General features: G+C 48.3%; 11 protein-coding genes and 1 pseudogene. 11 read left to right on the top strand and 1 reads right to left on the bottom strand.

Annotation, left to right across the window (positions count from 1 at the left end; translation table 11 throughout):
- Positions 1 to 122 precede the first annotated feature (122 nt).
- From BLV22_RS10765 to rsmI, 5 genes are read left to right on the top strand one after another with little or no spacing between them, the layout of a single operon-like run.
- Positions 123 to 1,841 (top strand): ABC transporter ATP-binding protein, encoded by a 1,719-nt coding sequence (locus BLV22_RS10765; protein WP_091615061.1) that lies wholly within the window; start codon positions 123 to 125, stop codon positions 1,839 to 1,841.
- Positions 1,838 to 3,670, top strand: coding sequence for an ABC transporter ATP-binding protein (locus BLV22_RS10760; RefSeq protein WP_091615058.1), 1,833 nt, complete (start codon positions 1,838 to 1,840; stop codon positions 3,668 to 3,670). Before BLV22_RS10765 ends, BLV22_RS10760 begins: the two co-directional genes overlap by 4 nt.
- Positions 3,671 to 3,708: 38 nt before the next feature.
- The gene (locus tag BLV22_RS10755) at positions 3,709 to 4,449 is read left to right on the top strand and encodes a tRNA1(Val) (adenine(37)-N6)-methyltransferase (RefSeq protein ID WP_091615056.1); all 741 of its coding nucleotides are present in this window, start codon (positions 3,709 to 3,711) and stop codon (positions 4,447 to 4,449) included.
- Positions 4,436 to 4,723, top strand: coding sequence for a GIY-YIG nuclease family protein (locus BLV22_RS10750; protein WP_091615053.1), 288 nt, complete (start codon positions 4,436 to 4,438; stop codon positions 4,721 to 4,723). Before BLV22_RS10755 ends, BLV22_RS10750 begins: the two co-directional genes overlap by 14 nt.
- Positions 4,692 to 5,558 (top strand): 16S rRNA (cytidine(1402)-2'-O)-methyltransferase, encoded by an 867-nt coding sequence (rsmI, locus tag BLV22_RS10745; RefSeq protein ID WP_425433806.1) that lies wholly within the window; start codon positions 4,692 to 4,694, stop codon positions 5,556 to 5,558. The genes BLV22_RS10750 and rsmI overlap by 32 nt, the downstream gene beginning before the upstream one ends.
- Before the next feature lie 41 nt (positions 5,559 to 5,599).
- Here the strand turns inward: rsmI and BLV22_RS10740 are convergent, their stop codons facing one another.
- Entirely contained in the window at positions 5,600 to 5,893 is a 294-nt protein-coding gene (locus BLV22_RS10740) for a transition state genes transcriptional regulator AbrB (RefSeq protein ID WP_022792877.1), read from the bottom strand.
- Positions 5,894 to 6,523: 630 nt separating this feature from the next.
- Here BLV22_RS10740 and metG point away from each other — a divergent pair.
- From metG to ispE, 6 genes and pseudogenes are all read left to right on the top strand, one after another.
- Positions 6,524 to 8,536: pseudogene (metG, locus tag BLV22_RS10730) on the top strand (methionine--tRNA ligase); the annotation flags it as partial.
- Between the two features lie 18 nt (positions 8,537 to 8,554).
- Positions 8,555 to 9,319, top strand: coding sequence for a TatD family hydrolase (locus BLV22_RS10725; RefSeq protein WP_091615043.1), 765 nt, complete (start codon positions 8,555 to 8,557; stop codon positions 9,317 to 9,319).
- 88 nt (positions 9,320 to 9,407) lie between these two features.
- On the top strand, positions 9,408 to 9,974 hold the full coding sequence (gene rnmV / locus BLV22_RS10720) for a ribonuclease M5 (protein ID WP_091615040.1): 567 nt from the start codon (positions 9,408 to 9,410) through the stop codon (positions 9,972 to 9,974).
- Positions 9,971 to 10,849, top strand: coding sequence for a 16S rRNA (adenine(1518)-N(6)/adenine(1519)-N(6))-dimethyltransferase RsmA (gene rsmA / locus BLV22_RS10715; protein WP_091615037.1), 879 nt, complete (start codon positions 9,971 to 9,973; stop codon positions 10,847 to 10,849). The genes rnmV and rsmA overlap by 4 nt, the downstream gene beginning before the upstream one ends.
- 121 nt (positions 10,850 to 10,970) lie before the next feature.
- Positions 10,971 to 11,225, top strand: a complete 255-nt coding sequence (locus BLV22_RS10710; protein WP_022792872.1) for a Veg family protein — start codon at positions 10,971 to 10,973, stop codon at positions 11,223 to 11,225.
- 251 nt (positions 11,226 to 11,476) lie between these two features.
- Complete coding sequence (ispE, locus tag BLV22_RS10705) at positions 11,477 to 12,340, top strand: 4-(cytidine 5'-diphospho)-2-C-methyl-D-erythritol kinase (RefSeq protein WP_091615603.1); 864 nt, start codon at positions 11,477 to 11,479, stop codon at positions 12,338 to 12,340.
- Positions 12,341 to 12,372 lie beyond the last annotated feature (32 nt).

Below are 12,372 nucleotides of genomic sequence, written 5' to 3'. Positions count from 1 at the left end.
CAGCCGGCCTTTTCGTATGAGAAGGCCGGTTTTTGTGCCGGATTGAGAAGAAATAAGCTGCAGGCATGTGCTAAAATATAAATAATTCTTAACGCGGGCAGAAATGTGCAAGGAGTCTTTTGATGAAAACTATTTTACGCTATGTTCGTCCTTATAAAGCAGCAGCGGTGTTGTCTTTCTTTCTGCTTTTGATTGAATTATCGGTGGAATTATTTCAGCCGCTTCTTCTTGCGAGACTGATCGATGACGGTCTGGCAAACAATGATATCGGCCTGGTCGTCAGCCTTGGGCTTGCGATGGCGGGCCTTGCCCTGCTCAGCTTTGGCGTTGGGGTGCTGAACTGTTTTTTCGCTGACCATGTCGGACACAGCACCGGCTTTGATCTGCGCAATGAAATGTATAAGCGTGTCCAGGAGTCAAGCCTTGAGAATCTGCAGAATTTCCCGCAGTCCTCGTTACTTACCAGGCTCACCAACGATATTACCCAGGTACAAAACATGATTGTGATGATGCTCCGGTTTATGCTTCGTTCCCCGCTTTTGCTGATTGGCGCGACTGTTATGGCTTTTGTGGTAAATGCCCGAATGGCTCTCATACTGGTGATTTTTATTCCTTTTTTGCTGTTAATCCTCGCATGGCTGATGACAAAAGGGATGATTTATTTCGGCAGCTTGCAAAAGCGTATCGATGCTGTGAACAGGGTAATGAAGGAAAACCTTGGCGGGCTGAGGCTTGTACGGGTTTTTGGCCGCGAGCAGCATGAAATTAAACGCTTTTTTGTACAGAATGAAGCTCTCCAGGAAAGTGCTGTTAAAGCTTTTCGTTATACGGCTCTTACTTCGCCAATCCTGTTGTTTTTAATGAACGCAGCGATTGTGCTTATGCTTTGGATCGGAGGGTCTGCCGTGCAGAACAACGAGGCCCAGGTAGGTGAGGTGGTAGCGGTAGTTAACTATGCTACAAGAATGACTGGCGCGCTTGGCGTTGTCGGTATGCTGATTACGCTGCTTGCACGGGCGAGAACCTCCGCCTCGCGGATTGAAGAGGTGCTCGAAGGTACCGAAAAAGAAAATTCCGGGCAGGATGCGGTGAAAAAAGAAGGAAGTATAGATGTCCAGTTTGAGAATGTGACTTTTGCTTATAGCGACAGCCGGGTCCCGGCCCTGAATGATGTAACGTTTCACGTGAAACGCGGCGAGCAGATGGCGGTTCTCGGGGCGACCGGGGCTGGTAAATCTTCTTTGTTCCAGTTAATACTTCGTTTGTATGAGCCGGTCAGCGGCCGTCTTCTTATTGATAATTCGGACACGAGGAATCTTAACATTGCTTCTTTAAGAACCCAAGTTGGCTATGTGCCCCAGGAGGCAAAATTATTTTCAGGGACAATTCGGGAAAATATTCAGTGGGGCCGGGAAGAAGCCGGAGACGGGGAAATAAGCAAAGCGGTGGAGACGGCTCAGCTTGAGGAAACGATCCGGGCCCTGCCCGAGCAGGAGCAAACGATGATCGGGCAGAATGGCGTAAATCTCTCGGGTGGTCAGAAACAGCGGGTGACGATTGCCCGGGCGCTGCTGCGAAACCCGGGGCTGCTGCTCCTCGATGACAGCACAAGTGCGCTGGATGCGGAAACGGAGGCAGAATTTCTAGAGGCACTTGAAGCGTATCCGTGCACCTCCATTTTAGTGACTCAAAAGCTTTCAACGGCGCTGAAGGCGGATAAAATGCTGCTTCTTGAGCACGGGGAAGTCATCGGGTTCGGTACTCATGAAGAGCTTTATAAGGAGTCTGCATTCTACAGACAGCTGTATCAATCACAGTACGGGAAGGAGGCGGCGACATGAAAAAGCACTGGATCACCTCGCCGTTTCAATATAAACACCCGGATATTAATCCTTCCCAGGCAGACGGCCGTCCGGACACCGACCGGATACAGAACTGGAAACGTACGACAGTCCGGCTCTGGTCTTACCTGTCCGTTCAGAAATGGCGGCTGACAGCTGTTTTTGTCTGCGTGTTTTTTACTGCTGCCTTTATGCTTTCGGGACCGCTGCTTCTCGGCCATATTGTTGACCAGTATTTAGTGCCGCAGCGTCTCGAAGGGCTTGGCACGATACTTTCACTGTTGTTTGCTGTGTACGTTGGGTGGGGAGTTATGAGCACCATTCAGACTTATGTGATGATTTCTCTTGCCCAGCAGGCCGTATTTAAGCTTCGTTACCACCTTTTTTCCCATCTGCAGACACTGCCGCTTTCGTTTTTTGACAAACGGCAGCACGGCTCGATCATGAGCAGAATGACGAACGATATGGATAACATATCAACTACTTTAAACACCTCGGTCGTGCAGATCATGACAAGCCTGTTAACGTTTACCGGCATTCTCGTTATCATGTTAGTGATCAGCCCGCTTCTCACCTTTTTTACGCTTTTGTTTCTGCCGGTCATGTTCTTGGGTCTGCGCTGGATTACCAGACGGACAAGACTGTTGTTTCAAAAGCAGCAGCAGGCGGTTGGGGCAGTGAACGGGTATGCTGAAGAAACGATTTCCGGCCAGTCGATCGTGAAGGTATTTTCTAAAGAGCCGCGTGTCATGAAAAACTTTGAACAGGAAAGTGAGACCCTTCGTCATGCAGGGTTTTGGGCTCAGACGTATTCTGGTTTTATCCCGAAATGGATGAATTTTTTAAACAATATTAATTTCGCGGTTACTGCAGGAGCCGGAGGCATTTTGGCGTATTATGGTGTCGGAGCGGTCACCATTGGTACGATCGTGATTTTTGTGGAATATTCCCGGCAGTTTACCCGGCCGCTGAACGACCTGGCGAATCAGTTTAATGCTCTGTTTGCGGCGCTTGCCGGCGCAGAGAGAATTTTTTCGTTTCTGGACGAGCAGGCGGAGGACCACCGGGAGGAAGAAGGAACAGCAAAGACTGTTTCCGGAGAAGTAAAGTTTCAGGACGTTTCGTTTGGTTATGAAAACGAAAAGGTGCTCCGCGGCATTGATTTTCATGTAAATGCCGGCGAGACAGCTGCTTTTATAGGCCCTACCGGCTCGGGGAAAACGACCGTAATGAATTTAATTATCGGTTTTTATACGGCGGAAGCCGGAGAGGTTTACGTGGACCAGACACCTCTTTCTGAATGGAACATTAAGCACCTTCGGAAGCAGATGAGCGTAGTTCTGCAGGATGATTTTCTGTTTGAAAAAACGGTAATGGAAAACATACGCTACGGTAATCTGGATGCCGCGGATGAAGAAGTAATAGAAGCGGCAAAAGCGGCCAACGCCCATGCATTTATCGAGCGGCTGCCGGAAGGATACCAGACGATGCTTGGGAAGGAAGGAAGCGGATTCAGTCACGGGCAGCGGCAGCTGCTTTCCATCGCCAAGGCAGTCCTATCCGACCCGAAAATTCTGATTCTTGATGAAGCAACCTCAAGCGTGGACACAGTAACAGAAATGAGAATACAGGAGGCGCTGGGGCGTTTAATGAAAGGACGTACTTCTTTTGTAGTGGCCCACCGCTTAAACACCATTGAAAAAGCAGATATCATCTATGTCATGGATAATGGAGAAATTGCAGAACAGGGAACGCACAGTGAACTTCTTCGAAAGCAGGGACGGTATGCAGCTTTTCAGCAGGCCACTCAGCAGAAAGTGGATATATGAAAAACTGTGAATCAATACAAAACCAGGGGGCGTAGGCAGTGAAAGAGGTATTACAAGAAGGTGAGAGAGTCGACTATACCCCTTCTAAGAAGTCTATTATTCAACATGAAAATGCTTTTGCGTTTTCCATTGATTCGGTGCTGCTTGCGTATTTTTGCTCTGTGCCGAAAACTGTTGGGAAAATTATCGATCTTGGGACCGGTAACGGAATTATCCCTCTGTTATTAACAGAGCGGAGCCGCGTTCCTGTTACAGGTATAGAAAGACAGCCGGAGCTGTGTGATATGGCGGCCCGGACGATGGCCATGAACGGAGCGGACGGGCAGGTTACCGTTCAGCAGGAAGACGTACGGACGGTTCGTTCCAGGTATCACGGTGATCAGTGGTCGCTGGTGACGTGCAATCCTCCTTATTTTGATACCGGCCGGGAGACAATGAAAAATAAGCAGGAAAAGCTGGCAAATGCACGCCACGAGGAGCACGGAAGCCTGGAGGAATTTGTACAATCCGCCGCATTTTTAGCCAAGCAGAAAGGAAAGGTGGCTATGGTTCTTCGTCCGGAAAGGCTTGCAGAGCTGTTTAGTTATTACCAGAAATACCGGATCGAGCCGAAGCGGGTACAGTTTGTGCATCCAAAGGCAGAGCGGGAGGCAAATATCGTGATGGTGGAGGGAATGAAAGCTGGCAGGCCCGGTTTGGAGTGTCTTCCCGCGATTATTGTCTATAACGCAGACGGACAGTATACAGAGGAGTTTAAGGCATACTATGGAACAAAATAAACATGTTGTGTATATATTGCAATGTCGGGACGGGAGCCTGTATACCGGCTATACAAACAATCTGCAAAAGCGGCTGGAAGCCCACAATGCAGGCCGGGGTGCGAAGTATACGAAGGGGAGGGGGCCTGTGCGGATCGTTTATCATCAGAGATTCCCTACAAAAGCAGAGGCGATGCGGGAGGAATACCGCATTAAGCAGCTCCCCCGCAGTCACAAACAACAGTTAATGAAGGAGGCGCATGATGACCCAGCAGTTCAGCTTTCAGGCTACTGAAAATACTGGCATGCTTTATTTAGTGCCAACGCCGATTGGGAATTTAGAGGATATTACCTTTCGGGCGGTGCGTATACTTCAGGAAGCGGCATATATTTTGGCCGAAGATACGAGACAGACAAAAAAGCTTACCCAGCACTATCAGATAGATACGCCTTTAGAGAGCTATCACGAACATAACAAGCGTCAAAAACAGGAAAAAATTCTGCAGTGGCTCACAGAGGGAAGACAGGTGGCGATGGTAAGTGATGCAGGTACGCCGCTGGTATCTGACCCTGGGGATGAACTCGTGCAGGAATGCATTGCACAGGGAATACCGGTAGTGCCGCTCCCCGGTGCAAGTGCTCTTCTGCCAGCGCTGACAGCTTCCGGACTCGGGGGCGGCGGCTTTTATTTTCATGGGTTTCTGCCGCGAAAGAAAAAAGACATACGCACGGTTCTGCACCAGCTTCCATCAGGCGTACCAATTGTTCTTTATGAATCGCCGTACCGCCTGCTCGGAACCATCCACTTTCTGCATGAAGAATGGGGGGACGTGCCGGCTGTGGTGGCAAGAGAATTAACGAAGAAATATGAAGAGTTTGTCCGTGGCACCCTGCTTGAAGCAGCGGCTGCTTTTGAGGACAGAGACATTAAAGGGGAGTGCGTATTAATTGTAGAAAAGCCTGTTTCGGATGAAGCCGCAGAAGAGGACGATGGGCCGATGGAGGAAGAAGTCCAGAAATACATGGAAGCGGGCGCTTCAAGCAAAGAAGCGATTAAAAAAACCGCCCAGCGCCGAAATGTTAAAAAACAGGAAGTGTATGCGGCTTATCACGGGTTAAATAAACCATAAAAAAAGAGCCTTCCCCCGAAAGGAAAGGCTTTTTCGTGAACTTAAGCGTTCGATTTATGGTTTTGCACATAATCCTGAAGATCTTTAATAATTGCTTCAGCGCCTTCAGGGGAAAGAATGATTTTACCGTCGGCAAGAGATAAGTTGTCATCCGACACTTCTCCGGTTACCTGGCAAGTCATGTTTGGTTTATATTTTTTCAATACAATGCGGTCATGGTCCACATAAATTTCAAGAGCGTCTTTCTCTTGGATTTCAAGTGTACGGCGGAGTTCAATTGGAATAACTACGCGCCCTAATTCGTCAACCTTACGTACGATACCTGTTGATTTCATTGGTAGGTCCTCCTTAAATTTAGTTTTATTCGTCAAAATTCGACATTTTCTATCTGTATGCTAACAATACCAATGTTTTCTAACACCGTCAACGAATTTGAATCATGGTTTCTGTGAAATTTAACAAAAATTTCAATCATATATACACAAATAAATCTTTTTATACATTTAATTACATGTTCATTTTAAAAAAATAAGAGTTTAATCAGGCCGATTATGTATAAAAAACCATAAAAAATTATAATAGGAAAATATTTACTTCGGAAAAATTAGTTTTTGTCGAATTGTCGAATGAAAATATTTTTGACGAAAAGGGAAAAAACACATAGTATATTAGTGTAGAAAATATTGGCCCGACGAATGGATGAGTATCTACAGAAGCCGGCACAGAGAACCGGGAATGCTGGAAGCCGGTGCGGCAGAACTAGAGAAAATGGTCCGGGAGGGCGTCCGTGTGAGCTGTAATAGTAAAGACGGGCCGTCGGCGGCGTTAACGCTGAACTTCCGGGGGCCGGGTGCGCCTGGAAATAAGCCGTTGTTTGTAAAAATAACGGAAATTTGGGTGGTACCACGTGAGCGCAGCTTTCGTCCCTTTGGCGGACGGAGGCTTTTTTATATTGGAAGAGACCTTATACATTTTTGAAGGGGGACATAAACATGCCAGAAGAAAAGAACACTTTTTATTTAACGACACCGATTTATTATCCGAGCGGCAAGCTTCATATCGGACATGCGTATACGACAGTAGCGGGAGATGCTCTCGCCCGCTACAAGCGCCTGAGAGGCTATGATGTAAAATACTTAACCGGAACTGATGAACACGGACAGAAAATTGAAAGAAAAGCGGAAGAAAACGGAGTCAGTCCGCAGCAGTTCGTCGATGATGCAGCGCAGAACATCAAGCAGCTGTGGGACAAATTAAATATTACCTACGATGATTTCATCCGCACTACTGAAGACCGCCACCGCGATGCTGTACAGATCATTTTTGAAAAACTGAAAGAAAACGGGGATATCTATCTGAGTGAATATGAAGGATGGTATTCGGTGCCGGATGAGACCTTTTATACAGAAACCCAGCTCGAAGATAAACAGTACGACGAAGCAGGCAATGTAACCGCCGGTATCAGCCCGGAAAGCGGTCACCCGGTAGAAAAGGTGCGGGAAAAATCGTATTTTTTCAAAATGAGCAAGTATGCGGACCGCCTGCTTCAGTTTTATAAAGATAATCCTGAATTTATCCAGCCGGAATCCCGTAAAAATGAAATGATTAATAATTTTATCAAACCGGGTCTCGGTGATTTATCTATTTCAAGAACAACATTTGAGTGGGGCATTCCTGTCAAAAGCGACCCGGAGCACGTGGTGTATGTATGGATTGACGCACTTAGCAACTACATCACTTCACTCGGCTACACGACAGAGCACGATGAAGAATACCAAAAATACTGGCCGGCAGATGTGCATATTGTTGGCAAAGAAATCGTGCGTTTCCATACTATTTACTGGCCGATTATGCTGATGGCCCTTGATCTGCCGCTTCCAAAGAAAGTGTTCGGCCACGGATGGCTGTTAATGAAGGACGGAAAAATGTCGAAGTCCAAAGGCAACGTGGTTGATCCGATTCCGCTTGTCGACCGCTACGGCCTGGATGCTGTCCGCTACTATCTGCTCCGGGAAGTGCCGTTTGGCTCCGATGGGGTATTCACGCCGGAAGGATTTGTGGACCGGCTGAACTATGATCTCGCGAACGATCTGGGCAATCTTTTGAATCGTACCGTGGCGATGATTAACAAATACTTTGACGGCTCCATCCCGGCTTACGTGAAGGATGCGAGTCCGTATGATGCTTCGCTGCTCGAGCTGATAGATGCAACCGTCACAAAGGTAGAAAACGCGGTTGAAGAAATGGAGTTTTCAGTGGCTCTGACAGCTATATGGCAGCTTATCAGCCGGACAAACAAATATATTGATGAAACGCAGCCGTGGATTCTTGCAAGAGATGAAAGCGAGCGGGAAGTACTGGGCTCCGTGCTGTATCATCTGGCAGAATCTCTGCGGGTAATCAGTATACTGATTCAGCCGTTTATGACAGAAACGCCGAAGAGCATCTGGTCGCAGCTTGGAATAGATAAAGAAATTACAGGCTGGGAGACGACGAAATCCTTCGCTCATATAAAAGAAGGCACCAGAGTAGCCGGAAAGGCCGTGCCTGTCTTCCCTCGTCTTCAGCAGGAAGATGAAGTGAAGTATATTATTGAATCGATGGGCGGTACAGTGAAAGCGGAAGCAGAAGAGGAAGAGGAAACGGAAGAAAACGGTGAAATCACAATTGATGATTTTGGTAAAGTTGAGCTGAAGGTAGCGGAAATCATCGACGCAGAACCAGTCAAAAAAGCTAATAAACTGCTTAAAATCCAGCTTGACGTAGGGGATGAGAAGCGTCAGGTCGTTTCCGGCATCGCAGAGCATTACACCCCGGAGGATCTGAAGGGCCGGAAGGTGATCTGTGTGACTAATCTGAAAGCGGTGAAGCTCCGGGGAGAGTGGTCGGAAGGAATGATCCTGGCTGCTTCTAAAGGAAAAGAACTTACGCTCGCTACTATCGATCAGGCTCTTCCAAACGGATCGATCGTCAATTAAAGAAAGGACGAGAATGTAATGCTTTTTGATACGCATGTTCATTTGAACGTAGAGCAATTTGAAGGAGAAGTCGCAGAAACGATCGAGCGGGCCAAAGAAGCCGGGGTTGAATACATGACGGTCGTCGGCTTTGACCGGGAGACGATTCCGAAAGCGATAGAACTGGCGGAAACGTACAATTTTATTTATGCAGCAGTCGGCTGGCACCCGGTTGACGCTGTCGACATGACCGATGAGGACCTGGACTGGCTTGAGGAACTCGCGGGCCATCCCCGCGTGGTTGCCCTCGGAGAAATGGGGCTTGATTATCACTGGGACAAGTCTCCGAAGGATGTACAAAAAGATGTCTTCCGCCGGCAGATACACCTGGCAAAGAAAGTGAATATGCCGATCATTATTCATGACCGCGAGGCCCATGATGATATTGTCGATCTGCTGGAGGAAGAAAATGCGGGAGAAGTCGGCGGTATTATGCACTGCTTTGGCGGAACTGCCGAGACGGCGAAGCGCTGCATGGATATGAATTTTTATATTTCCTTTGGCGGTCCGGTCACGTTCAAAAACGCAAAGCTTCCTAAGGAAGTAAGCAGGGAAATCCCGATGGACCGGCTGCTGGTGGAAACCGACTGTCCGTTTTTGGCGCCGCACCCTTACCGGGGCAAGCGGAACGAGCCGGCGTATGTAAAGCTGGTAGCTGAAAAAATCGCAGAATTGAAAGAAATTCCGTATGAGGAATTGGCTGAACAGACGACAAAGAACGCTAAACAGCTTTTCCGTCTGTAAACGATGAACAGGCCCGCTCTTTCCATGAAATTGGAAAAGCGGGCTGTATCATAGAAAAAGACTAAATTGGCTTAGAAGGAAGGTAACCGTGCGTATTTATGAATGTATCGTAGTGGAGGGCAAATCTGATACTGCAGCTGTCCGCAATGCGGTAGAGGCAGACACCATTGAAACGAACGGGTCGGCAGTAAGTGAGGAAGCGCTCCGCCGGATTGAACTCGCCAGGGAGCGAAGAGGGGTTATTATTTTAACCGACCCGGACGTACCAGGCGAGAGAATCCGCCGGATTGTCAGCCGGCGTGTGCCGGGATGCAAGCACGCTTTTTTAACAAAAGGTAAAGCCTTCGGGAGCCCGGGCCAGAGTCTGGGGGTTGAGCACGCTTCTGCAGAAACGATCCGGGAAGCTTTAAGGCACGTGCGGAGCGAAAAAGAGCACCCGGAAGTGACAGCAGCAGTAACAAGGCAGGACCTTCTGGAGCTTGGCCTGTTCGCCGGAAGCGGTTCAAGAGATAAACGTGCCCGCCTGGGGGAAATACTGAACATTGGCTATGCCAATGGAAAGCAGTTTTTGAAAAGGCTGGAAATGTTTCAAATCAGTCAGGCTGAATTCACTGCGGCGTATGAACAATTATTGGAAGAGGAGGAGAAGGCGTGAAGGATATAGCGACCCCCGGGCGGACAAAAGACATACTGGAAAGACACGGATTTGCGTTTAAAAAAAGCCTGGGACAAAATTTCTTAATCGACGCAAACATTTTAACGCGCATTGCAGAAGCAGCGGGCATAGAGCCGGAAGACGGGGTCATAGAGGTAGGCCCCGGCATCGGGGCCCTCACAGAGCATCTCGCAAAACAGGCCGGGCAGGTGGAGGCGTTCGAAATCGACCAGCGCCTGCTTCCGATTCTTGAAGAAACAATGGCTCCTTATCCGCATGTCCGGGTGCACCACCGCGATATTCTGCAGGTGAACCTCGGGGCGTTTATTCATGAAAACATGAGTGAATGCCGCAGCATATCCGTCGTAGGAAATCTTCCGTATTACGTTACAACTCCCATCCTGATGGCAGTGCTTGAACAGAGGCTGCCGATTAAAAACATTGTGATTATGCTGCAAAAAGAAGTGGCAGAGCGAATGGCGGCCGTGCCCGGCACAAAAGCCTACGGATCTTTATCCATAGCGGTACAGTATTTTGCGGAAACAGAGAAGGTGATGACCGTTCCTAAAACCGTTTTTATTCCGCAGCCACGAGTCGATTCGCTGATTCTCCGCTTGAAAAAGCGCTCCGCTCCGCCGGTGCACACAGTGAATGAGGAATTCTTTTTCCGCCTGGTGCGGGCATCGTTTGTCCAGCGCAGAAAAACCCTCTGGAACAATTTGCTGCACCAGCTCGTGGGCCCGGAGGGGAAAGGCAGACTGCTGCAGGCGTTTGAGCAAACCGGCATCGATCCCGGGAGACGCGGTGAAACGCTTTCCATGGAAGAATTTGCTCTACTGGCCAACGAACTTGCTCCTTTTTACCAGGAATTTTAAGATATTCTGAAAAAGAAAGATTTAGTAATTGACATTCAAATTGAAGAATTGTTATAATGAAAAATTTTTGACAACTAACCCGGGCTATGGTAAGATAGTTTTTAGTGAGGTGGGTTAGACAATGGGAAAAACATTGGTGGAGATTAAAGAAGCGTTGGATTTAAAAGTAGGTAAACGAGTTACGGTAATTGCTAATGGCGGACGCAAGAAAACCGTCGAACGTTCCGGGTATTTAGAGGAAACATATCCTTCCGTCTTTATTGTCAAACTGGACAGAGCCCAGCATCCTGTCGAACGTCTTTCTTACAGCTATACAGATGTACTCACCCAGACAGTCAAACTGTATCTAACGGAAGAAGAAGAGCTTCAGGCTTAACTAACACATACGAATGCAGTCCCCGGACAGCATACAGGCTTTCTGCGCTAAGCGGAAAGCTTTTTTCGTTTTTAAAGCCATGTTGAAGAAAGGACGCCAAAAGGTGCGCGAAAGCCTGATTTCCGAATCCACGTGCTCCTGCGGCAGTAAGGGAAGCTTTTCCTGCTGTACATGCTGCTGTTTTTCAACTAAAATGTTAGAAGGTTGAAAGTACGGTAAACGTGGAGGAAGATGAGAGAAGGAGAATGATGGTGAAGTTATCAAAGAAGGCTCCGGCGAAAATAAATCTGACGCTCGACGTTTTAGGTAAACGGGCAGATGGCTATCACGAGGTGAAAATGGTGATGGCTCAGGTGGATTTGGCTGATCGTCTGGAGTTTGAGCGAAGAAAAGATGGAAAAATTGTCGTGCAGATGTCAGAAGGCTTTCTTCCGGAAGACCATAGAAACCTGGCTTACCAGGCTGCAAAGCTGTTAAAGGATAAATACCGTATTGCTTACGGCGTGTCGATTTTCATACATAAAAACATCCCTGTCGCTGCCGGCCTCGCCGGTGGCAGCAGTGATGCTGCAGCTACTCTGCGGGGAGTGAATGAGCTTTGGGAAATCGGTGCGGACATGGAGGAACTGGCGGAAATTGGGGCGCTGATCGGCTCAGATGTCTCCTTTTGCGTACACGGAGGAACGGCGATCGCCACTGGCCGGGGAGAGCAGATTGAACACATTGACCCGCCCCCGTCCTGCTGGGTAATTTTAGCTAAACCTCCTACAGGCGTTTCCACCGGGGAGATTTACCGGAGAATCGACGCGGCGAAAAAACGCCAGGAGATGACCCCGGCGATGGTGGAGGCGATTCGGAATAACAATTATGAGCAGCTTTGCCGCTCTTTATCCAATACCCTTGAAGAAGTAACTCTGCCGCTTTATCCCGAGGTGGGCCAGATTAAAGCCCGCATGCTCGATTCCGGGGTGGATGCTGCGCTGATGAGCGGCAGCGGTCCTACTGTTTTCGGACTGGTGGATAAGGAAAGTAAAGTAAGCCGTGTGTATAATGCGTTGCGTGGTTTCTGCTCCCAAGTGTACGCGGTTCGCCTGTTGAACGACCGAAACGCTTGATAAAATCCGTATGAAAATGGTATATTCTTGCT

It is taken from the genome of Marinococcus luteus (assembly GCF_900106595.1).
In the GTDB taxonomy this organism is placed as follows: Bacteria; Bacillota; Bacilli; order Bacillales; family Marinococcaceae; genus Marinococcus; species Marinococcus luteus.
Note: the sequence above shows the minus strand (reverse complement) of the source record. Positions and strands in the feature narration are given on the sequence as shown.